Annotated in this window: 22 protein-coding genes; 1 reads left to right on the forward strand and 21 read right to left on the reverse strand. The window is 62.9% G+C overall.

The features are described 5' to 3' along the window. From flhF to befA, 20 genes are all read right to left on the reverse strand, one after another. Positions 1-1,461: a flagellar biosynthesis protein FlhF gene (gene flhF, locus WIR04_RS14435; protein ID WP_025326253.1), complete on the reverse strand. Its 1,461-nt coding sequence runs from the start codon at positions 1,459-1,461 to the stop codon at positions 1-3. 16 nt (positions 1,462-1,477) lie between these two features. After that, on the reverse strand, positions 1,478-3,580 hold the full coding sequence (flhA, locus tag WIR04_RS14440) for a flagellar biosynthesis protein FlhA (RefSeq protein WP_338887821.1): 2,103 nt from the start codon (positions 3,578-3,580) through the stop codon (positions 1,478-1,480). 307 nt (positions 3,581-3,887) lie between these two features. Then, entirely contained in the window at positions 3,888-5,018 is a 1,131-nt protein-coding gene (gene flhB, locus WIR04_RS14445; protein WP_106887471.1) for a flagellar biosynthesis protein FlhB, read from the reverse strand. Then, positions 5,011-5,253, reverse strand: a complete 243-nt coding sequence (locus WIR04_RS14450) for a hypothetical protein (RefSeq protein WP_338887824.1) — start codon at positions 5,251-5,253, stop codon at positions 5,011-5,013. The genes flhB and WIR04_RS14450 overlap by 8 nt, the downstream gene beginning before the upstream one ends. After that, positions 5,246-6,043, reverse strand: a complete 798-nt coding sequence (gene fliR / locus WIR04_RS14455; protein WP_338887826.1) for a flagellar biosynthetic protein FliR — start codon at positions 6,041-6,043, stop codon at positions 5,246-5,248. The genes WIR04_RS14450 and fliR overlap by 8 nt, the downstream gene beginning before the upstream one ends. Positions 6,044-6,113: 70 nt before the next feature. After that, positions 6,114-6,383, reverse strand: coding sequence for a flagellar biosynthesis protein FliQ (fliQ, locus tag WIR04_RS14460; protein WP_010673927.1), 270 nt, complete (start codon positions 6,381-6,383; stop codon positions 6,114-6,116). 27 nt (positions 6,384-6,410) lie between these two features. Beyond that, entirely contained in the window at positions 6,411-7,166 is a 756-nt protein-coding gene (gene fliP, locus WIR04_RS14465; RefSeq protein WP_307765577.1) for a flagellar type III secretion system pore protein FliP, read from the reverse strand. Further along, on the reverse strand, positions 7,153-7,536 hold the full coding sequence (fliO, locus tag WIR04_RS14470) for a flagellar biosynthetic protein FliO (RefSeq protein ID WP_338887829.1): 384 nt from the start codon (positions 7,534-7,536) through the stop codon (positions 7,153-7,155). The genes fliP and fliO overlap by 14 nt, the downstream gene beginning before the upstream one ends. Then, entirely contained in the window at positions 7,533-7,928 is a 396-nt protein-coding gene (fliN, locus tag WIR04_RS14475; protein WP_025326247.1) for a flagellar motor switch protein FliN, read from the reverse strand. The genes fliO and fliN overlap by 4 nt, the downstream gene beginning before the upstream one ends. A gap of 50 nt (positions 7,929-7,978) precedes the next feature. After that, on the reverse strand, positions 7,979-9,049 hold the full coding sequence (gene fliM, locus WIR04_RS14480) for a flagellar motor switch protein FliM (protein ID WP_106887475.1): 1,071 nt from the start codon (positions 9,047-9,049) through the stop codon (positions 7,979-7,981). 10 nt (positions 9,050-9,059) lie between these two features. Then, a complete protein-coding gene (fliL, locus tag WIR04_RS14485; protein ID WP_171268714.1) occupies positions 9,060-9,566 on the reverse strand; it encodes a flagellar basal body-associated protein FliL in 507 nt (168 codons plus the stop codon). 57 nt (positions 9,567-9,623) lie between these two features. Next, positions 9,624-11,420 (reverse strand): flagellar hook-length control protein FliK, encoded by a 1,797-nt coding sequence (locus tag WIR04_RS14490; RefSeq protein WP_338887835.1) that lies wholly within the window; start codon positions 11,418-11,420, stop codon positions 9,624-9,626. A gap of 88 nt (positions 11,421-11,508) precedes the next feature. Next, entirely contained in the window at positions 11,509-11,949 is a 441-nt protein-coding gene (gene fliJ, locus WIR04_RS14495; protein WP_106887478.1) for a flagellar export protein FliJ, read from the reverse strand. A gap of 16 nt (positions 11,950-11,965) precedes the next feature. Continuing rightward, positions 11,966-13,297, reverse strand: coding sequence for a flagellar protein export ATPase FliI (fliI, locus tag WIR04_RS14500; protein WP_025326242.1), 1,332 nt, complete (start codon positions 13,295-13,297; stop codon positions 11,966-11,968). Positions 13,298-13,480: 183 nt separating this feature from the next. Continuing rightward, complete coding sequence (gene fliH / locus WIR04_RS14505) at positions 13,481-14,284, reverse strand: flagellar assembly protein FliH (protein WP_338887838.1); 804 nt, start codon at positions 14,282-14,284, stop codon at positions 13,481-13,483. A gap of 68 nt (positions 14,285-14,352) precedes the next feature. Then, positions 14,353-15,414: a flagellar motor switch protein FliG gene (fliG, locus tag WIR04_RS14510; RefSeq protein WP_025326240.1), complete on the reverse strand. Its 1,062-nt coding sequence runs from the start codon at positions 15,412-15,414 to the stop codon at positions 14,353-14,355. Further along, positions 15,407-17,113 (reverse strand): flagellar basal-body MS-ring/collar protein FliF, encoded by a 1,707-nt coding sequence (gene fliF, locus WIR04_RS14515; RefSeq protein ID WP_338887841.1) that lies wholly within the window; start codon positions 17,111-17,113, stop codon positions 15,407-15,409. Before fliF ends, fliG begins: the two co-directional genes overlap by 8 nt. A 55-nt stretch (positions 17,114-17,168) precedes the next feature. Next, positions 17,169-17,486 (reverse strand): flagellar hook-basal body complex protein FliE, encoded by a 318-nt coding sequence (fliE, locus tag WIR04_RS14520; RefSeq protein ID WP_338887843.1) that lies wholly within the window; start codon positions 17,484-17,486, stop codon positions 17,169-17,171. 125 nt (positions 17,487-17,611) lie between these two features. Then, complete coding sequence (locus tag WIR04_RS14525; protein ID WP_338887845.1) at positions 17,612-17,962, reverse strand: hypothetical protein; 351 nt, start codon at positions 17,960-17,962, stop codon at positions 17,612-17,614. A 149-nt stretch (positions 17,963-18,111) separates the two neighbouring features. Further along, complete coding sequence (befA, locus tag WIR04_RS14530; protein ID WP_025326236.1) at positions 18,112-18,888, reverse strand: beta cell expansion factor BefA; 777 nt, start codon at positions 18,886-18,888, stop codon at positions 18,112-18,114. Positions 18,889-19,184: 296 nt separating this feature from the next. Between befA and rimO the strand changes: the two genes are divergently transcribed. Then, positions 19,185-20,513 (forward strand): 30S ribosomal protein S12 methylthiotransferase RimO, encoded by a 1,329-nt coding sequence (rimO, locus tag WIR04_RS14535; protein ID WP_338887847.1) that lies wholly within the window; start codon positions 19,185-19,187, stop codon positions 20,511-20,513. Positions 20,514-20,675: 162 nt separating this feature from the next. Here the strand turns inward: rimO and WIR04_RS14540 are convergent, their stop codons facing one another. Further along, entirely contained in the window at positions 20,676-21,143 is a 468-nt protein-coding gene (locus tag WIR04_RS14540) for a GNAT family N-acetyltransferase (RefSeq protein ID WP_338887849.1), read from the reverse strand. Between the last annotated feature and the right edge of the window lie 355 nt (positions 21,144-21,498).

Below are 21,498 nucleotides of genomic sequence, written 5' to 3' on the forward strand. Positions count from 1 at the left end.
TTACTCATAAAACTCCGAATCTTCGGCCTCGCCAAAGCCTGAACCCCAGAAGTAAGGGTCTTCTGTTTCCCGCTCCAGCGAGCCCATGGCCGCGCCGACCAGCAGCGCCGCATTGGCAACTTGAATATCTTCCGGCACCCGCTGTCCATCTGTGATGTAGCTGATGGGCAGGGCGTTCTGAATGCATACATTGATCACCTCACCCAGATTCAGGCTCTCGTCGAGCTTGGTCAGGATGCAGCCGGAGAGCGGAATGCGCCGGAAGTGATCCACCGCCTCCTGCATCACCCGGCGCTGGGAGGTGGCTGACATGACCAGGTAGCTGCGAATGCGCACCTTGGCATTCTTGACCAGGGTGTCGAGCTGCTCGGTCAGGCGGATATCCCGCTGCCCTACCCCGGCGGTGTCGATGAGCACCAGCCGACGGTGACGGAACTGATAGAGCGCATTGGCCAGCTCCTCGGCATCCCGTACCTGACGCACCGGGCAACCCATGATGCGACCATAGGTCTGCAGCTGTTCGTGGGCCCCGATCCTGTAGTTGTCCGTGGTGATGAGGGCCACCTGCTCGGCGCCATACTTCATGGCAAAGCGAGCCGCCAGCTTGGCGATGGTGGTGGTCTTGCCCACCCCGGTCGGGCCGAGCAGCGCCACGGCACCGCCCTGGCGCAAGATGTCGTCTTCGCTGATCTTGAGCTGGGCCGTCAGTACCTCGGCCAGCTGGGCCATAGCCTGATGGATGGGCATGTCTTCCGGGATAAGCCCGGCGAGCTGATCGGCGAAGGCATCGTCGAACCCCATCTTCTTGAGTTCCTTGATGAGCAGCGCCCGCATCGGCTCGCGGCGCTCCACCTCCTGCCACATCAGACCGGAGATCTGGTGCTCCAGCAGCTTGCGGATGCTGGCCATCTCCTTGCGCATCCCCTCCATCTCCTGATCCCGCGGGGCGGGTTGGGCAGCACGGGGGCCGGGGGCAGGACGTGCCTTCGGCTTGGCAGGCTCGGGGGCCGCGCCCCACTGGCCCTGTTCGGCCAGCGTCCTGGGTGCGCCGTTGGCGGACGCCAGTCCCGCGGACTGATTGCCGCCAGCGGCCCCATTCCCGGACCATGGTGCCGGAGCCGGGGTGCCGTTGCCCGCAGGATTGGCAGGGTTGAGCTTCTGCTGGCGCGCCAGCAGGGCCGCCAGGGTATCGGCATAATATTCGTTCTGCTCCTTGGGGGGAGCCGAGCGCGTCATCTGCTTGCCCGCAGACGAGATATTGACGCTCTCATCGTTCAACTGACGGCGAACCGGCGCATCTTTAGGTCCAGGCACCTGGGACTGATAATCGACGGCCGCGACTATCTCCACCCCACCGGTGACCTTTTTGTTGGACATGATGACGGCATCCGGCCCGAGCGTCTCCTTGACCTCGGCCAGCGCCGTTCGCATGTCTTTGGCAAAAAACCGCTTAATCTTCACCCGTCATCTCCGCTAACTAGCCCTGTCCCACCGCACTGACGATGCGGATCTGCTTGTCATCAGGCACTTCCTGATAAGACAGGACGCGTAATCCAGGAATGGCATTCTTGACAAATTTCGCCAGGGTATTGCGCAATATCCCCGATGTCAGAAGCACGGCCGGCTGGCCTTCCAGTTCTTGTCGTTGAGTGGCTTCCACCAGGGAGCGCTGCATCCGCTCCGCCAGTCCCGGTTCTATACCGGCGCCATCTCCCCCACCTGCTTGCAGGGATTGATGCAATATGCGTTCCAGTTCTGGTGAAAGGGTGATCACCGGCAGCTCGGGCTCGGGGCCGGCAATCTCCTGCACTATCAGCCTGCGCAGGGCGATACGGCAGGCGGCGGTCAGCACTTCCGGGTCCGGACTGCGTGGCGCATATTCCACGAGGGTCTGCAGGATAGTGCGCATATCGCGAATTGGCACGCCTTCATTGAGGAGATTTTGCAATACCTTGACCAGGTTGCCCATGCTGATCACCTCGGGAACCAACCCTTCCACCAGCTTGCTCTGATGCTTCCCTATCATGTCCAGCAGTTGCTGCACCTCGTCGTGACCCAGCAGCAAGGCGGCATGGTTGGAGAGGATCTGGCTCAGGTGGGTGGCCACGACGGTGGCCGCGTCCACCACTGTGTAACCCAGGGTCTGGGCCTGGGAGACCTGCTCCTTGGCGACCCAGACAGCTTCCAGTCCGAACGCGGGGTCCTGGGTCGCTATGCCCTGGATCTGGCCGAACACCTGGCCCGGGTTGATGGCCATCTCCTTGTCGTGATAGACGGTGGCCTCGCCGGTACTCACCCCCATCAGGGTGATACGGTACTGATTGGGGGCGAGATCCAGGTTGTCGCGGATATGCACCGCAGGCACCAGGAAGCCGAACTCCTGGGAGAGCTTCTTGCGCACCCCCTTGATCCGGTTGAGCAGCTCGCCCCCCTGGTTCTTGTCAACCAGCGGGATGAGCTGATAGCCCACCTCCAGGCCGATGATGTCCACCGGCATGACGTCGTCCCAGCTCAGGTCCTTCTGCTCCAGCGGGGCATCGCCCTGGGCCGGCAAGAGTTCACCGCTCGCCACCCTGGCCTTGTTCAGTTTCTCCCGGCGCAGCAGCCACCAGGCCCCCACCGCCGCCACGGCCCCCAGACTCAGGAAGGCCAGGTGCGGCATGCCGGGCACGCTGCCCATCATCAGCAGTATGCCGGCGGAGATCACCAGCGCCTTGGGGTTCTCGAACAGCTGGCCGAGCACGGCCGTGCCCATGTCCTGATCGGTATTTTGACGGGTGACTATGATGGCGGCGGCGATGGAGAGCAGCAGTGAGGGTATCTGGGCCACCAGGCCGTCACCTATGGCGAGCAGGGTGTAGATCTCTGCCGCTTCGCCGAAGCTGAGCTGGTGCTGCATCATGCCGATGATGAAACCACCGATGATGTTGATGAAGAGGATCATGATGCCGGCGACGGCATCCCCCTTCACGAATTTGGAGGCACCGTCCATGGAGCCGTAGAAGTCAGCTTCCTGGGTCACGTCCTGACGGCGCTTCTTGGCCTCTTCCTGGTTGATGAGACCGGCGTTCAGGTCCGCATCTATGGCCATCTGCTTGCCGGGCATGGCATCCAGGGTGAAGCGGGCGCTCACCTCCGAGATCCGGCCCGCACCCTTGGTGACCACCACGAAGTTGATGATCACCAGGATCATGAAGACGATGATGCCCACCGCATAGTTGCCGCCGATCACCACGTTGCCGAAGGCCTCGATCACATGGCCCGCCGCCGCGCTGCCGTTGTGGCCTTCCAGCAGCACCACCCGGGTGGAGGCGACGTTGAGCGCGAGCCGCAGCAGGGTCGCTATCAGCAGGACTGTGGGGAAGGCGGCAAACTCCAGCGGCCGACGGGTATAGACGGCCACCAGCAGCACCACTATGGAGAGGGCGATGTTGAAGGAGAACAGGATATCCAGCATCAGGGGCGGTATGGGGAGTACCACCATGCCGAGAGAGGCGAGCACCAGCAGCGGGGTCCCTATCCCCTTGCTGAGCAACCATCTGTACTCTTTGAAACGGCTCACTCCAGCCTTGAATCCCATCGTTCTTCTCGATTTACAACTGCCGATGCCGAATGAAAGCAAATATCAAGCCAATTACTCAAGCAATTGATTTGTTAGGATTTTATTTTGATGCTGTCAGAAGTCCGTCGGAGGACAGGTTCGGGTAGCTTGATGGCAAACAGGGCGGAGTGCGGGGGTTCTTAGGATATTCCGACGGAACATGGTGGACAGCTCTCTGGCGGTGGAGACAGCCAACGCCTCAGAGCACAGACTGCTTGCAATAGTCCGGCGGCATAGTGGACAGACCTTGGCGGTGGAGACGGCCAACCTCTCCCAAAACACCGGGCTACTTGCGATATTCCGGTGGAATGGGCAGATCCCTGGCGACCGGGGTCGGGCGGCGGCCACGGCCACGGCGGAACTTCTTGAGCTGATAGACATAAGCCAGCACCTGGGCCACGGCGGCAAAGAGTCCCTCGGGGATCTCCTGGCCAATCTCGGTGGCGTGGTAGATGGCCCGGGTCAGGGGCGGCGAGGACATCACCGGGATGTCGTACTCCCGCGCAATCTCCCTGATCTTCATCGCCACCTCGTCCACCCCCTTGGCCAGCACCTTGGGGGCGGCGCCTGGCTTGCCCGCGTCGTATTTCAGGGCCACTGAGTAGTGGGTCGGGTTGGTGATGATGACGTCCGCCTTGGGCACATCCCCCATCATGCGGCGCATCGCCATCTGCATCTGCAACTGGCGGATCTTGCCCTTTACCTCGGGCTTGCCCTCGCTGTCCCTGAACTCGTCCTTGATCTCCTGCTTGGTCATCTTGAGCTGGCGATTGTGGTTCCAGGTCTGGAAGGGCACGTCGATGGCGACTATAGGGATCAGGGCGCAGCAGAGGATGATCAGCATCCACAGCAGCAGGTCCAGGGCGTCTATGATGCCGCCGGGGAAGCCCTCGAGAGAGAGATTGAGCAGGTGATTGAACTGGCTCGACAGCATCCACCAGGCGAACAGGCTGATGAACACCACCTTGGCGATGGACTTGACGAGCTCCACCAGGGACTGCACCCCGAACATCCTCTTCAACCCACTCAAGGGGCTCAGCTTGCTCCACTTGGGCAGCATGGCCTCGGAGGAGAAGTTCATCCCCCCCAGCAGGGTGTTGCCCACGAAGGCGGCTATGGTCACCAGCAGGAACAGCAGGCCGAGGGGCTGCAGCAACTCCCACAGCAGGGTGGGCAGCATGACCCCCATGGCGTTGGGATCGAAAGCCTGATCCCGGTCCAGGGTAAAGCCCATGGTGAGCACCTTGACCATGGCGCCAGCCAGGCTCTCCTTGATCATCAGCAAGCCAAACACGGTCGCCAGCAGGACGCTGGCGGTACCCAGCTCCTTGGATCGTGCAATCTGCCCTTTTTCCCGGGCCTGTTGCAGTCGTTTGCCCGTGGGTTGTTCTGTGCGTTCCTGATCGGTATCAGCCATGCTGACCCCCGACTGACTGGCCGTTGTAGATCAGCCAGCCGATAGCATGGCCTGGTTGTTCGGTGCCATTGACCCGATCGGTATCAATGACATGCAGTCCCCCGACTGGCTGGCCGCTGTAGATCAGCCAGCCGATAGCATGACCTGGTTGTTCGGTGCCATTGACCTGATCGGTATCAATGACATGCAGTCTCCCGACTGGCTGGCAGCTGTCGATCAGACCGGTATCAGCCATTCTGCCCCCCCAGGCACTGGACCTTGATAAGCTCACAGCTGGTCTCCTGCACCCGCTCCCAGAGGGAGTCGAAGTGCCCCATGAAGCCACCTATGGTGAGCCAGAGGATGAACAGGCCCGACATCATGCTGACCGCAAAGCCGATGCTGAAGATGTTGAGCTGGGGGGCCGCCCGGGTCATGACCCCGAACGCGAAGTTGATGAGCAGCAGGGCGATGATGGCCGACAGCGCCATCACCAGGGAGGCCTGGTACATGACCCCGAGGAAACTCACCAGGCTGCGGATGGCGGGCAGGCTGAGTCCGCTGTCCGAGACCGGCAGGGTCTCGAAGCTCAGCACCACCATCCTGATCATCAGGAGGTGGCCGTCCACCGCCAGAAACACCAGGGTCGCCAGCATCAGGTAGAACTGACCCACCACGGGAGCCGACTGGCCGTTCATGGGATCCACCAGGGTGGCGAAGCCCAGGCTGGTCTGCATGGCGATGATCTGGCCCGCCATCACGAAGCTTTCCAGCAGAAACTGGGTCATGAGGCCGAGGGCAACGCCGATGAGCAGCTGCTGCCCCAGCACCAGGAAGCTGCCGACGGAGAACAGCTCCACCTTGGGCATGGGGGGCAACAGGGGGGCGATGATGAAGGTGATGGCGAGCGCCAGCCCCATGCGAACGTTCGCAGGAGCCAGCCGGCTGCCGAACACCGCCATCACCATCAGCAGGCTGCTCACCCGGGCAAGGGGCCAGAGCACGGACGCCAGCCACTCCATGATCACCGCAGTGGTATAGCTCATGCCGCCGCTACCGAAGCCATGGGACTGGTGGTCATCGGCAGCCTGATGGTCGCTAATGCCGGCACGGGCATCAGCCGACCACCTCGGGGATCTGGCTCACCATCAGCTGGAAGAAGTCCATCAGGCTCTGCAGGCCCCAGTGGGCGCCGGCCCCCAGGGCCAGCAGGGTGACGACGAGACGGGGCAGGAAACTCAGGGTCTGTTCGTTGATGGAGGTGGCGGCCTGGAAGATGGCGACGACCAGCCCCACCATCAGGCTCGGCAGGATCACGGCACACACCATTATGGTCACCAGCCAGAGCGCCTCACGGAATACGTCGACGAAGGTTTCCGGACTCATCTTATCGGCTCCTTTCCATTGAACGGCTTACCCCGCCCCCAGCCCGAAGCTGGTCGCGAGCGACCCCAGGATCAGGTTCCAGCCGTCCACCATGACGAACAGCATCAGCTTGAACGGCAGGGAGACCAGCATTGGAGACAACATCATCATCCCCATGGCCATCAGTATGCTGGCCACCACCAGATCGATGACCAAGAAGGGCAGAAACAGCATGAAGCCTATCTGGAAGGCGGTCTTGAGCTCGCTGGTGACGAAGGCCGGGATCAGCACCCGCAGCGGCACATCCGCCGGCTCGGCCACCTGCACGTTCGCTATCTCCATGAAGGTGTTGAGATCCTTGACCCGGGTCTGGGCCAGCATGAACTGGTGGATGGGCAGCTCGGCCTTCTCCAGCGCCTCCTTGGGCCCTATGGTCTCCGCCAGATAGGGCTGCAGCGCCTCCTCGTTGATGCGATCCAGCACCGGCGACATGATGAAGAAGGACATGAAGAGGGCGATGCCGATCAGCACCTGGTTGGACGGGCTCTGCTGCAGGCCTATGGCCTGTCTGAGGATCCCGAGCACCACTATGATCCGGGTGAAGGAGGTCATCATGATGACAATGGCCGGCAGGAAGGAGAGCGCGGTCATCAGCGCCAGCACCTGCAGGGTCAGGCTGTACTCCTGACTGCCATCCGCCATGGTCTTGACGGTCAGCGCCGACATGCCGTCCTGGGCCATCGCCAGGGGCGACAGCAGCACGGACAACAGGCCCAGGCACCCGATCCAGTTAACTTTTTTCATGCTTGCCCATCAATTTGCCGAGCTGCTGGGAGAAGGCCTGGGGCTGACGCTCGTCCAGTGGCTCTTCCAGGCGATAGAGGAAGTTGACCTGCTGGGGCGTCACCCCGATGAGCAGCTGTTGCTCGCCCACCTTGACCACCATCAGCTTCTCCTTGTACCCGAGCGGCAGGGTGGCGATGACCTTCATCTGGCCGCCCCCCATCACCTGGGTGAGCTTGCTCTTCTTGAGCAGGAAGCCCAGCACCAGGATGAGGCCGATCACCATCAGGCTGGAGAGCAGCCAGGAGGTGATGCTGGGGGGAGTGGCGCCAGCCCCCGGGTTGGCCAGTGTGGGGACGGCGAACAACAACAGGGCGATGGCACGAATCATTTGAGCTTCTTGATCCGTTCAATCTGGCTGATGACATCGGTCAGGCGAATACCGAACTTGTCGTTCACCACCACCACCTCGCCGTGGGCGATCAGGGTGCCGTTGACCAGCACGTCCAGGGGCTCGCCCGCCACCCGATCCAGCTCCACGACAGAGCCCTGGTTCAGCTGCAGCAGGTTGCGGATGCTGATCTGGCTGCGCCCCACCTCCATGGCGATGGTCACCGGAATATCCAGAATGGTGTCCAGCTTGCGCCGCTCCTCGGCACTGATGGGGGCGTCGTCCTTCAGCTCTTCCAGGGGGGCAGGCTTGGCCTCGGCCGTCACCTGCTCTTCCAGCGCGGCAGCCCAGGCGTCAGCCATCAGATCCTGCTCGTCATCGGTTCCGCTCATCTTCAATTCCTCATGCTGCTTCGTGACCCAGGTCGCAGGCGACGGGTCTATTAGGGCTGTTTATCGGCGATGCTGCGTTCGAGCTCTTCCAGCTCGGCCTCGCCATCGATGCGCACGCCCCCCCGGGTCACCAGATGCATCTCTGTCTTGACTCCGTCAGGGCGCTTGATTTTGTCCACTATCTTGAGCGCCACGTTCTCCTTGGTGCGCCCCATCTTGGCGTGGAAGGTGGGCAGGTCCTCCACGAAGACCAGCAGGTTCTCCGGCATCTCCACCGGGATGATGTCGCCGGGTTGCAGCTCCATCAGCTCGCGCAGGGAGAGCTCTGTCTCCAGCAGCTTGGCCTTGAGTTCCACCTTGACGTCCATGATTTCGTCACGCAGGGCCTTGCTCCAGCGCACGTCTGTGTCGCCCTTGTCACTCTGCACCCCGGCATCCAGCAGCTCGCGGATGGGCTCCAGCATGGAGTAGGGCATGGCCACGTGGAAGTCGCCGCCACCGCCATCGAGCTCGATGTGGAAGGAGCTCACCACTATCACCTCGGTGGGGCTGACGATGTTCGCCATGGCCGGGTTCACCTCGGAGTCGAGGTACTCGAAGCCGACATCCATCACCGGCGCCCAGGCATCCTTGTAGTCCTCGAACACCAGCTTGAGCAGCATCTGGATGATGCGCCGCTCGGTGGGGGTGAACTCGCGCCCCTCGATCTTGGCGTGATAGCGGCCGTCGCCGCCGAAGAAGTTCTCCACCAGTATGAAGACGAGACGCGCCTCCATGGTGATGAGTGCCGTCCCCTTGAGGGGGCGGAAGCGCACCATGTTCAGGCTGGTCGGCACGAACAGGGTGTGCACGTATTCGCCGAACTTGAGCATCTGCACGCCGTTGATCGACACCTCGGCGGTGCGCCGCATCATGTTGAACAGGCTGATGCGCATGTGACGGGCGAACCGCTCGTTCACCAGCTCCAGGGTCGGCATGCGGCCACGGACGATGCGGTCCTGGGAGGAAAAGTCAAACTGGGCGATACCGGGATCCCCGGCCGCCCCTAGCTCTTCCTCTTCGACATCATCGACACCGTGCAGCAGGGCATCAATTTCGTCCTGACTTAACAGATCGCTCACGCTTCACCTTTCATTGCATGACAAAGCCGGTAAACAGCACTTGTTCTATTACGGGGGAAGAGACCAGATCCTTGAGGACCCGGCGACACTCTTCCAATGAATCCTGACGCAGCTTCTCCTTGCCCTCGAAGGTCATCAGCTGCTCGGCGGTGGCCGCGCTGAAGACCCGCAGCAGGGTCCCTTCGATCAGGGGAATATTCTGTTTGGCCAGGGTCTCGTCAGCGGCCCCGCGCACCATCAGCTGGATCTTGATCTGCACCAGCCGATCCCGCTGCCCGCCTGCCACATTGAACACGAAGGGACGCGGCATGCCCACATAGAGGGAGGGTTGGGGCGCACTGGCTTCGGGCTTGGCCTCGGCCGTGTCGGCCGCCGGTTCGTCGGAACCTGCAAACATGAACCAGGCACCGGCCCCGCCGCCACCCAGAAGGATGACGACCAGGGCGACTATCATGATCAGCTTCTTTTTCTTGGCCGCCGCCGGGTCCTTCAGCGTCAGTTCGTTATCGTCTGCCATCCCTTGTCCACCCTAGTCTCAAACTTGTTCGGTATCATAAACTTACTCGGGCAGGCATCAAGCATAGAAATCAATTCCGGCATCGTTTGTCGATTCCACCAGCAGACTCAGGGTGCGGGCCCTGCCCTCCCCCTCCGGCTGGTCGCCACCGGCAAAGCCTCCCCCTTGCTGACCCTGACCGCCGAAGCCAGACTGGCCCTGCGATGGCGGCTGCCCCTGCTGCTGTTGCCCCTGCTGCTGCGCCTGTTGTTGCACCACTGTCTGACCGAGCTGGATCCCCTGCCCCGCCAACATGTCCCGCAGCCTGGGCATGGCCTGCTCCAGCATCTCCCGGGTCTGGCCATGCTGCACCACGAAGTGGACGTTGGCCTGGCTGGAGGCATCCATCTGGATTTGGATCTTCATCTTGCCAAGGCCCAGGGGGTCTAGCTGGATCTCCGCCTGCTGCAGCTTGTCCGCCAGCATCAGGTTCACCTTCTGGTGCAACTGGGCTGGCGCCTCCGGGGTGGCCAGCTTGAGATGCGGCAGGCTCTGGGGCTCCCGCCGCGCACTCACCTCGGCGGCCGGTTTGCCATCGCTGGTCTGGGCATGCTGCAGCGGCTGGCTTCCTTCGCTCGGCTCTGTGCCCTTGGCCTCGACCCCGAGCGACTTGCCCAGCTCATCGAGCTTGGATTTCTGCGCCGCCGGCTTGAGTTCCGCGGCGGCTCCGACGGCCACCGCGGGTTCGGCCTCCATCTGCTGGATGCCGGCCGAGAGCGCCGTCAGCGAGGCTTGCGGCCCCTGGGACTCGTGACGAGCCAGCGTCTGCTGGGGCGCCGTCAGCACGGGATCCGGGCTGGATGGGGCGGGCTGGGGAGTGGTGCCACTGGCCGTCGTCTCGGCTCTGGGGGTTGGGGCCGCGCTTGGCTTGGCCTCCCGGGTGTCGCCTGCCGGGCTCGCCTTGTCGCCCTCACCACCGGCAGTGCCAGGTTCTGGTGTGGCCTGGGCCCCACCCTGCGGCTCCACCCTGACCACGCCGGCGTCGAAGGCCCTGGCTGTGGTCGCGGAGGCCGCGCTGATCTGTTCGTCATGGAAAACTGGCTCGGACGGCTTCGTGCCCGCCACAGGCCCCTGGCTCGCCGGCGCAGAGACGGCCTCACCGGCCACTACCTTGGCCAGCAGGGCCGCCCGCGCCTCGCCGGACAAGGGTTCAGTCGCCACCGCGGCCGTTGGCTGACCGGCCTTGGCCGCCGCCGTGCTGTTTTCGGCAGTGGCCTGCTCGCTCTGCTGCGGCTCCGAGGGCTGGCCCTTGCCCGCGGCGACGGGTACCTTGCCAGCGGCAAGCCCGCCCTCTTCAACGTCAAGGGGGAGCGCCTCCGGGGCCTGCCCATCGGCGACCACCGGCGAGGCTGGTGCCGCTCCCGCCGTCACAGGCCCCGCAGCCTGTGACACAGGATGCGACTCGGGCGGCAAGTCATTGCCGTCGACGGTCGCCGTCACCTCCTGGGGGGGCAAAGCTGGGGGCACCACCAGGCTGACATCCTGCCTGAGGGAGGCCTGCAGCTGCTGCAGAAAATCCTCGGGGGGAAGCTCGGTCTCCTCAGATGGCGCCTTGGTGGGCAGCTCCTGATCGCCAGTTGTCTCGGCAGACGCCAAAGATTTGGCATCCGGGGTGACCGCAGCCAGGGCCTCGTCACCCCCTTGACTGGCCGATGGCTCCTGACCCAGCAGCTGGGCCATGGCATCGGCAAAGGCGGCCTTGCCGTCCGCCAGCGACAGATCCTTTCCTTCCACCCTGGCGAGGAGCGAGGGCGACAGGGCGCCGTCGGCAGGGATTGCCTGGCTGGGCGCTAGGTTCAACTTGGTCTCTATCATGCTGGGATCCCTGACGACAATCCTGTGATGACCGCACATCCGGGGGGCGGAGGCGGCGTCTTAGCCTGTGTTGGCAATAGAAAGCAAGTTACAGGCCAGAATGGTGATAGCGTCGCAGTATGGCGTAATCGTCCAGCATCTTCTGCTCCTGACGTTGCGCCTTAAGCTGCGCTCGTCCGGCCTGCTTCTCGAGCAGCAGCTCGACGGCCTTGCGCCGCTGCTGGGCTTCGAGCCACTGGGTGCGGCACTGGGCCAGCGCCTCGCGCACCTGCAACACCCCTTCATACTGCTGGGTCGCCGCATTTTCCAGCTTGTTGATGAAGGCGTGATACTGGCTGTTCTGCTGGGGCGTTATCCCCTGCAGGCCGCGATCCGTCCACTGCTGGTGGTAGATCTGGCGGTACTGGTTAAGTGCATTCTGCTGATCCATGAACAGCTTGAGATCCTGCTGGGCCTTGGCCAGCGCCATGGCAGCCTGCTGTTCGGCCTCCAGCAGTCGGCCCGCCAGCAACGTCAATCCTTTACTCATCACGACACTCCACCGGTTAACGCATCAGCGGCATGGCCACCATGTGCAGGGATTGCAGGCCCTCGTCGTAGGGAACCACCTCGCGCATTTTCTGCTGCAAGAACTGATCCAGATAGGGTTTCTGGATGATGGCCCTGTCGATGCGCGGATCCGATCCCTGGCTGTAGGCGCCTATGGTGATGAGATCCCGGTTTTGCTGATAGAGGGAGTAGAACTGCTTGAAGGCACGCGCCAGCTCCATGTGCTCCGGGGAGGTCACCATGGGCATGACCCGGCTGATGGATTTTTCGATGTCGATGGCCGGGTAGTGGCCCGCATCCGCCAGCTCCCGCGCCAGCACTATGTGGCCATCCAGGATGGCCCGCGCCGCATCGGCGATGGGATCCTGTAGATCGTCCCCCTCCGTCAGCACGGTGAAAAAGGCCGTGATGGAGCCCTGGCCGTCGCTGCCGTTGCCGGCCCGCTCCACCAGTGCCGGCAATTTGGCAAACACCGAGGGCGGGTAACCCTTGGTGGCCGGCGGCTCCCCCACCGCCAGGGCTATCTCGCGCTGGGCCTGGGCGTAGCGGGTGAGGGAGTCCATCAGCAGCAGCACGTTGAGCCCCTGCTCGCGGAAATACTCGGCGATGGCGAGCGCCGTCTCGCACCCCTTGAGCCGCATCAGCGGCGAGGCATCGGCTGGCGCCGCCACCACCACGGCGCGCTCGCGCCCCTCGGCGCCGAGGATCTCCTCGATGAACTCCTTCACCTCCCGGCCCCGCTCGCCGATGAGGCCCACCACCACCACATCCGCCACAGAGCCGCGGGTCATCATGCCGAGCAGCACCGACTTGCCCACGCCGGAGCCGGCGAACAGCCCCATGCGCTGGCCCCGCCCCACGGTGAGCACGGCGTTGATAGCGCGCACCCCCACATCCATGGGCTCATGGATGGGACGACGGGCCAGGGGGTTGATGCGATGCTGGGCGAACTGCACCGTCTGGGACGAGATGATGGGGCCCAGCCCGTCCAGGGGCTGGCCTATGCCGTCGATGACCCGGCCGAGCAGGTTCATGCCCACCGGGATGCCGTGATCCTCGGTGATGGGCACCACACGGGCACCGGGAATGATCCCCTTGAGCTGCTCGCTCGGCATCAGAAACAGCCGATCGCCGGAGAAGCCCACCACTTCGGCCTCCAGCATGCCATCCTGGGTGTCGATGCGGCACAGGGCCCCGATGGCGGCGCGGCAGCCGATGGCTTCCAGGGTCAGCCCCACCACCCGGGTGAGTTTGCCCGCCACCGGCGGTATGGGCGCGAGATCGCGGACCCGGTAGCCTTGCAGTCGACTGAGCAGGGATGCTGTCATCGCGCCTCCAGAGAGAAAGGGGAAAGAGGCCGGGAGCCTGCCGTCATTGTCACCAAGCCGGGAGACAGTGCGCAGCAACCTGGCTTCCCTGTGCCAGAGCGGGACAGGGTGTCAGTCGGCATTGTCACGAAGGGACATGGTGCGAAGCAGCGCGCACTCCCTATGCCAAACCGGGGAAGAGGGTCAGTCGGCATTGTCACGAAGGAAGTTGCGCAGCAGTTGATCGATGCGCCCCGACAGGGTCAGATCGATGCTGGAGAGTTCGGTGGCCAGCTGCAGATCCCCCGGGGAGAGGGTGGGATCGCTTTGCAGCCGCCAGTGACGCCGGGCACACTCCTCGGCGCCGAAGGCCTGCTCGACCCGGGCCACGTCGTCCGGGTGCAGCATCAGGGTGACCCCCTGCTCGGCGGCAGGCAGCAGGGCAAGACCCTGCTTGAGGGCCTCGAGCAACAGCCGCGGCGACGTCTCGGCCTCGTGGCGAATGAGGGCGCGGGCGAGCTGCTGGACTAGGGCGATGAGCTGCTGCTCCACGGCGCTGTCCTGCTCGCTCAGGGGATTGGCGAGGCGGGAGACGAGCCCCTGCCAGTGGGCAATCTCCTGCTCCACCTGGTCGCGGCCCATGGCCAGCCCCTCTTCGCGGCCCTGCTCCAGACCCGCTTGATGTCCCTGCTGCAAGCCTTCCAGCTTGCCCTCCTCCAGCCCCTTGGCAAAGCCGGCCTCTCGCCCCTCGGCCAGCCCCTCTTCCCAGGCGGCCTGGCGGATTGCCTCCACCTCTTCGGCGGTGATGCTGGGGGTCGGCTCCTCCGGCTGCTCTTGTGGCGGCATCTCGTCCGCCTGCTCCTGGCGATACCAGTCAGGGCCAAGCCCCAGGGCATTGCTCTGGATCTCGGATTCGACCTCCATCTCGGGCCAGCCCCAGGCTTCCACCCGGGTCTCGTCCGCCTCGGGCCTGACATAACCCCGCAGCTTGCTGTTCTTGTTATTCATGTGCGAAAGACACTCCTGGCGTGCCGGACGAAGGGGGCGACATCATCGCACATTCCATTGCCCATGGCTTAGAGGAACTCTTCGCCACCGCCAGCCCCCAGCATGATCTCGCCCGCGTCCGCCAGACGGCGTGCGGTGGAGAGGATCTCCTTCTGGGCGGCCTCCACCTCTGAGACCCGGATCGGCCCCATGGCTTCGAGATCGTCCGCCAGCATCTCGGCGGCCCGCTTGGACATGTTCTTGAAGACCTTCTCGCGCATCTGGTCGTCCGAGCCCTTGAGGGCCCGTTGCAGCAGATCCCCCGGCACTTCCCGCAGCAGGGTCTGGATGCCCCGATCGTCCACATCGATGAGGTTCTCGAACACGAACATCAAGTCCTGGATCTGCTGGCTCATCTCCTCGTCCGACTCGCGGATGGAGTCCATCAGCTGGCCTTCGATGTTGGTGTCCAGGTAGTTCATGATGTTGGCGGCAGCCTTGAGGCCACCCATCTTGGCCGCCTGGGCCCCGGCCGCACCGGCGAACTGCTTCTCCATGATGTCGTTGAGCTCTTGCAGCGCCGCCGGTTGCACCTCTTCGAGGTTGGCGATACGCATCACCAGATCCAGGCGCACCTGCTCCGGGAACTGGCTCAGTATCTCGGCGGATTGCTCCGGCTCCAGATAGGAGAGCACTATGGTCTGGATCTGCGGGTGTTCGTTCTGGATGATGCTGGCCACCTGGCGGGCATCCATCCACTTGAGGGAGTCTAGGCCGCGGGCGCCGGACCCCAGGATGATCTGATCCACCAGGTTGCTGGCCTTGTCCTCCCCGAGCGCCGCCACCAGGGCCTTGCGCACGAAGTCTTCACTGCCGATGCCGATGTTGGTGTATTTCTGGATGTCGTCGATAAATTGACGATGCACCGCCGCCACCCGGTCGTGACTGAAATCCGACATGGAGGCCATGGACATGCCGAGCCGCTGCACCTGCTTGGGCTCGAGATGACGGAAGATCTGGGCGGCATCCTCCTCGTTGAGGCTCAGCATCAAGACCGCCGCCATCTCCATCCCGGCCATCTGGTCGAGGATCTGGCGCTGGTTGTCGGTAATCTCGTTACCGGTGACTTGGTTTTTCTTCTCTTCAGGCATCTCGGTTCGTTACCCATTCTTTGATGACCTGAGCGGCCAGGTCTGGTTCATTCGCTACCAAGGCACGCACGGCCTTGAGCAGGTCCTCGTCACGGTGCAAGTCAGGCAGCTTGAGCTGGCCATCCCGCAGGCCGAACACCGGCTCGGCCTCGGCCTGGGCCGCCAGCAGGCTCAGCTCGTCGTCCCCGCCCAGCACTGTGTGGTTGTCGAAGTCCAGCTCCCCTTCCGGCTTGGCATCCGGGTAGAGCAGGCGCTTGAGCATGGGCCGCACCACTGTGACGATGAGCACTATGATGACCAGCACCGAGGCGGCGATGCGTACCGCGCGCCAGAACCAGGGCTGCTCGTAGAGGGGCATGTCGGCCACGGCTTCCAGCTCGGGGCGGTTGAACGGAATGGCGACCACCTCCAGGGTGTCTCCCCGGGTCACGTCGAAGCCGAGGCCGCCGCTGAGCAGACGGCGCAGGGTATCGAGCTCGGCCTGGCTGCGGGCTTCCCGGGTGACGGCTCCGTCGGCGCCGGGAGTGGCCTTGTAATCCACCGCCACCGACACCGTCATGCGGCGGATGCCGCCCTGCTGGCGCCGGATGTGGCTGACCGTGGTGTCCAGTTCGAAGTTGCGGGTCGCCTCCTTGCGGGAGCGGCCGGAAGAGCCGGTTCCCCCTTCCGCGCCGGCGGCCTGCTCGGGAATGCTGGAGGCGGCGGGCGGCTGATTGGTGAGCGCGCCAGGCACGCCGCCATTGCTGCCGTTGGCGCTGTTCTCTTCTACCGTCATCTCGGAGCGCACCGCCGGCAAGTCCGGATTGTAAGTCTTGCGGGTCTGCTCCTGCTGGGAGAAGTCGAGGGAGAGATCGACCTCCGCCGTATAGTTGTCGGCCCCCAGCACCGGGATCAGAATGGCGTCAATTTTTTGTTTGTATTCGAGCTCCTGCTTCTGCTGCATCGCAAACTCCTTGCGAGTCTGGGCAGAGAGCGGGTCCTGGGAGCCGGAGTTGAGCAGGCGGCCGTTCTGATCGGTCACTGTGACGCGGGTCGGCTCCAGGCCGTGCACGGCGGAAGCGACCATGTCGACGATGGAGTCCACTTCTCCCTGGCCCAGCGCAGCCCCTTTCAGGCTCAGCACCACTGTGGCGCTCGGCTTGCGTTCGTTGCGGGCGAACACGTTGTCCTTGGGGATGGCCAGCAGCACCTGGGCCTTGGCGACGTTCTGGAACTGCTCGATGGCGCTCGCCAGCTGGCGCTCGCGGCTCAGTTTCAGACGCTCGCTCTCCATCCGCTGGCTGACCCCGAAGCTGGAGTCCTTGAGCAGTATGGCTTCGCCATCGTTGCTGGCCTCGCTGCTGCTGGCGAGGCCGGCGCGGGTCAGGCGCAGCCGGATGTCCGCATAATTCTCGGCACTGACCAGCACGCTCTTGCCATCGACCTGATAGGGGATCTTCTGCTGATCCAGGTAATCCAGGGTGGAAACCAGCTCCTGGGTGTTGAAGGTGCCGAGGGGACGCATCTCCGGCTCCTTGCCCCACAGCAGGATGAAGACGGCGATGGCCAGACAGATGGTCAACCCCAGGATCAGGGTGATCTGCCGCAACACATCGGTGTTGGACAAGAAGCCCAGGGCCGAGCTCTTCTGCTCGTGCTCATCGAGGGCGGCAGCCCCCTCGTTGTTCATCAGCAGATCGCCGTTTGGATCGTTAGCCACTCTTCAGGTCCTTATTGCTGACATCTTCATGATGCTCGGTCGCCATGGGGCCGAGTTACACTGGCATGTTCATGATGGTCTTGTAGGCATCGACCATCTTGTTACGCACCTGCACCGTCGCCTCGAAGGCGATGGAGGATTTCTGCCCGGCGATCATCACCTCGGACAGGTCCACCGACTTGTCGCCCATATCGAACCGGGTGCGCAGATCGTTGGCGCTGCCCTGCAATTCGTTGACGTTGCCCAATGCCTGTTGCAGCATCTGACCGAAATCCGAGTTGACCGGACGACCGGGCTGGGTCAGCGGCGTGGCACCGGCTTCTACCTTGAGTGCCTGCATCTCTTGCATCAGGCTGCTTGCGCTTATTTCCATCTTCCCTTCCCAGACAAATCATTGACACTGGCAAGCCTTAAGCAATTAGAGTGCCAACCGGAAAGAGGGGCAGGCCACCTGCGCCGAGGGACCGCCACAAGCGGGCGCCCTGGCCCCACCTCATGTCACCCCAGCACCAGCTTCAGGTAGCCGAGATGCAGATCGTAGTGCTCGTCCGCTGGCAGCTTGACCAGCACCTCGTCGTGCAGGAAGTGCGCCTTCTCGGTGGCCTGCACAGGGGCCACCAGGCCCACCTTCACCAGCCTGGCGACGATGGCATGGGCCAGCGCCATGGTCCCCTCGCCCGCCCGTCCCCAGCCGAAGGCGACCCCCTTTGCCGCCCCTTCCGTCAGGGGCTCGACCTCATCGCCATTGACCCAGAGGACCATGGGGCTGCCCTGCTGCAGCCGCAGACAGATGCTCTGCCGCTCCCACTCCCGGCGCCAGTCCACGGCAGATTCAGATGCCTGGGTCATGTCACTCTCCTTGTTCAACGACTGTGTCTTGCTTTCGCCCATGAAAAAGAGGGCCGAAGGCCCCCTTTTTACTGCAAGTCACGTCATTTAAACAGGCAGTATTTCAACATGATAAAAGAAAAATACCGGATCGCTGTCAGCGACTGCCGTCACTTGTTCAGATCGTCATCCAGCCAGTATTTGGAACCCGAGATATTGGCATCGAGCAGCAGTCCCTTCTCCCCTATCTGGTAGATGGCCATGCCGCCATTGTACTTGGCGGTCAGCTCGGCGCTCTCCTTGCCGGCCACGGCCCCCACTTCGGAGGTGGCCTCCCAGCCCTTGTTGACGAAGGCATCGAACCTGGCCTTGTCTTCAAACAGCACCACCTGCTGGTAGAACTTGCCCCCCATGCCGGCGGCCAGCCCGGCGCCAAACATCTTCATATAGGTGTGCTTGCCCGTCTTGCGATTGATGGCAACCCCGGACCCCTGGTTGGTGTGCACCATCAGGGAGAACTTGCGCGAGTCGAACACCGCATAGCCATAGGCCTTGTCAAACAGCAGCTTGGCGGAGGGTTGCTCGTTGAACAAGCGCACCAGGGCGGTATCGGCCATGGTATCCAGGGCGGTTCTGGCCTCGGCGGGGGTCTTGGGTTCGAGCATGGTGTCGAGCTTCTTGTCGGCGGCCGTCAACCACTCCTTGCCGGTGGCGGTGCTCTCTTCCGTCCAGGCGCCCGCCTTGTTGTAGGCATCGGCTCCCCAGCTGGAGACAGACTCCCAGGTCGCCTTGGAGAAGTCGGTGATCCCCTGCCAGGCTTCCTTGCTGGTGTCGCTCACCGCGGTGCCAAGCTCGGAGGCCGCTTCCTTCAATTTCGCCCAGTCGGCATGGCTGGGACCAGATGCAAGTGCCAGGACGGCGGCAATCAACCAGGATCGGCTCTTCATTGTGTGCTCCTTAAATATCCCATCAGCGGACATGTCACCCTATCAGATTTAAGCCAACTCAAAGAAGTCCTGAGTGGTTGTCCCCTCGCCCCGGATCCACCAAGGCCAGGCTTCCCTGCCAGCGAGAGAAGAGGCGGCCACCGCCATCATGAGCAGGCACCGCCTCCCTGACGACAAGGGACAGAAGCTGACCGTAAATATTGTTCGGCCTGACAACCTCGGTTGTATAGTTTTTGGTTAGCCATTCCGGTAAAATCCGCGCCCTTGAATAAGAGCCACCTAAGAGTGATTGAGCGATGTCCAACACAAAACAGGCCCCCAAAGTAGGATTCGTCTCCTTGGGTTGCCCCAAAAATCTGGTCGATTCCGAGCGTATCCTGACCCAGCTGCGTACCGAAGGGTACGATGTGGTGCCCAGCTATGACGATGCGGAGCTGGTGGTGGTCAACACCTGCGGCTTCATCGACAGCGCGGTACAGGAGTCGCTGGAAGCCATCGGCGAGGCCCTGGCCGAAAACGGCAAGGTGATAGTCACCGGCTGCCTCGGCGCCAAAGAGAACCAGATCCGCGAGATCCACCCCAAGGTGCTCGAGATCACCGGTCCCCACGCCTATGAAGAGGTGCTGGGCCACGTCCACAAATACGTGGCGAAGCCGACCCACAACCCCTTCACCAGCCTGGTGCCGGCCCACGGCGTCAAGCTGACCCCGCGCCACTACGCCTATCTGAAGATCTCCGAAGGCTGCAACCACCGTTGCACCTTCTGCATCATCCCCTCCATGCGCGGGGATCTGGTGAGCCGCCCCATCGGCGAAGTACTGGCGGAAGCCAAGCGCCTGAAAGAAGCCGGCGTGAAGGAGATCCTGGTCATCTCCCAGGACACCTCCGCCTACGGCGTGGACGTCAAGCACCGCACCGGTTTCTACGACGGCATGCCGGTCAAGACCAGCATGGTGGCCCTGTGCGAGGAGCTGGCCAAGCTCGACATCTGGGTACGCCTGCACTACGTCTACCCCTATCCCCACGTGGATGACGTCATACCGCTGATGCGCGACGGCAAGGTACTGCCCTACCTGGACATCCCGTTGCAACACGCCAGCCCGCGCATCCTGAAGCTGATGAAGCGCCCGGGTACCGTCGAGCGCACCCTGGAGCGGATCCAGAAGTGGCGCGAGATCTGCCCCGAGATCACCCTGCGCTCCACCTTCATCGTCGGCTTCCCCGGCGAGACCGAAGAAGAGTTCCAGATGCTGCTGGACTTCATCGACAAGGCTGAACTGGACAGGGTTGGCTGCTTCAAATACAGCCCGGTCGAGGGTGCCAAAGCCAACGAGCTGCCGGATCCTGTGCCGGAAGACGTCCAGGAAGAGCGCTTCCAGCGCTTCATGGAGCTGCAGCAGCAGGTCTCAGTTCGCAAGCTGGCCCGCAAGGTCGGCAAGGAGATGACTGTGCTGATCGACGAAGTAGACGAAGAGGGCGCCACCGGCCGCTCCTTCGCCGATGCCCCCGAGATCGACGGCCTGGTCTACCTGAACGGTGAAACCGGCCTCAAACCCGGCGATCTGGTCAAGGTCCGCATCGATGAAGCGGACGAATACGACCTGTGGGCCAGCCTGATAGGCTAAGTCCGCAGTCCATGATGGCGCCTGCCCGGCAGGCGCCAATAAAAAAGCCAGTCAGTGACCCTGACTGGCTTTTTTTATTGGCCGCACAAAATGGTTATGCGCGCTGAAGCAGGCCGCAAGCTGCTGCACCAGACGTCACCAGATCAGCGCTTCTGACGAGGGCTAGATGCCGGTATCCGCCACCATCACCAGAACATGAAGACCTTTATCATTGACCTCCTCAAGGGCCTTGAAACCATGACGGCAATAAACGCCACCGGTCAGGTTCTCGGTTTGCAAGTACAGTTTGCTGATCCCCGCCCTGCGGGCACGGCTGAGGATCTCTGTTACCAACAAGGAGGCGACCCCCTGCCCGCGCGCTTTTTCAACCACATATACCCCACCCAACCAATGCTCGTACTCGGGAAATATCGCCATTTCACGGATCTTGAGCTCGGCAGCCCCCACCCATTCACCGGCCTGGCGGGCCAGTACCATCAGCGGAGCCCGGTCAACCTGGGTGGCCGCCATGACCTTGGCCAGCACCTGATCTTGAGTAAAGCGACCACTGTCGCGGCACCATTCGTCAAAATACCATGAGGCAACCACGCCTGCGGCAGATGGCGCATCCGCCAGTAACAACAACTCCATAAAACCTCTTTTGCGTATAACCCATGACCTGCAGGGAGGAATGAACACGGCGAGGCGAAACCCAGGGTCGCACTCGCGAGCGGCGAGGCTCCGAGACCGGCATGTTCTAGACAAGGTTATCGAATGGATATCATAACCAGCCGGGGAGTGGAAGGGATCGGGAGCCAAGGCGCACTTTCCCGCCATGACCCAGCAACCGGTTCTGCAGCTGGCGCGGCAGATCGGCCGGGATGAAGCTAAAGGTGGTCTTGGCCTGCCCGGTCGAGGTGACATGGAGTCGGACCCCAGACCGGCCACGGCAACGTTGAAGACCTGTTTCCCGTTGGCCTGGCGCAGATTGTCCACCCGGCTCAGA

The organism is Aeromonas rivipollensis, assembly GCF_037811135.1.
GTDB lineage: Bacteria > Pseudomonadota > Gammaproteobacteria > Enterobacterales > Aeromonadaceae > Aeromonas > Aeromonas rivipollensis.

Coding starts and splice junctions, on each gene's coding strand:
- rimO (WP_338887847.1), top strand. CDS start 19,185: ATGTCCAACACAAAACAGGCCCCCAAAGTAGGATTCGTCTCCTTGGGT.
- befA (WP_025326236.1), bottom strand. CDS start 18,888: ATGAAGAGCCGATCCTGGTTGATTGCCGCCGTCCTGGCACTTGCATCT.
- fliJ (WP_106887478.1), bottom strand. CDS start 11,949: ATGAGTAAAGGATTGACGTTGCTGGCGGGCCGACTGCTGGAGGCCGAA.
- WIR04_RS14525 (WP_338887845.1), bottom strand. CDS start 17,962: ATGACCCAGGCATCTGAATCTGCCGTGGACTGGCGCCGGGAGTGGGAG.
- WIR04_RS14540 (WP_338887849.1), bottom strand. CDS start 21,143: ATGGAGTTGTTGTTACTGGCGGATGCGCCATCTGCCGCAGGCGTGGTT.
- fliI (WP_025326242.1), bottom strand. CDS start 13,297: ATGACAGCATCCCTGCTCAGTCGACTGCAAGGCTACCGGGTCCGCGAT.
- WIR04_RS14490 (WP_338887835.1), bottom strand. CDS start 11,420: ATGATAGAGACCAAGTTGAACCTAGCGCCCAGCCAGGCAATCCCTGCC.
- fliP (WP_307765577.1), bottom strand. CDS start 7,166: ATGAAAAAAGTTAACTGGATCGGGTGCCTGGGCCTGTTGTCCGTGCTG.
- flhB (WP_106887471.1), bottom strand. CDS start 5,018: ATGGCTGATACCGATCAGGAACGCACAGAACAACCCACGGGCAAACGA.
- flhA (WP_338887821.1), bottom strand. CDS start 3,580: ATGGGATTCAAGGCTGGAGTGAGCCGTTTCAAAGAGTACAGATGGTTG.
- fliL (WP_171268714.1), bottom strand. CDS start 9,566: ATGGCAGACGATAACGAACTGACGCTGAAGGACCCGGCGGCGGCCAAG.
- fliE (WP_338887843.1), bottom strand. CDS start 17,486: ATGGAAATAAGCGCAAGCAGCCTGATGCAAGAGATGCAGGCACTCAAG.
- fliO (WP_338887829.1), bottom strand. CDS start 7,536: ATGATTCGTGCCATCGCCCTGTTGTTGTTCGCCGTCCCCACACTGGCC.
- fliH (WP_338887838.1), bottom strand. CDS start 14,284: ATGAATAACAAGAACAGCAAGCTGCGGGGTTATGTCAGGCCCGAGGCG.
- fliQ (WP_010673927.1), bottom strand. CDS start 6,383: ATGAGTCCGGAAACCTTCGTCGACGTATTCCGTGAGGCGCTCTGGCTG.
- WIR04_RS14450 (WP_338887824.1), bottom strand. CDS start 5,253: ATGGCTGATACCGGTCTGATCGACAGCTGCCAGCCAGTCGGGAGACTG.
- fliR (WP_338887826.1), bottom strand. CDS start 6,043: ATGAGCTATACCACTGCGGTGATCATGGAGTGGCTGGCGTCCGTGCTC.
- fliN (WP_025326247.1), bottom strand. CDS start 7,928: ATGAGCGGAACCGATGACGAGCAGGATCTGATGGCTGACGCCTGGGCT.
- fliG (WP_025326240.1), bottom strand. CDS start 15,414: ATGCCTGAAGAGAAGAAAAACCAAGTCACCGGTAACGAGATTACCGAC.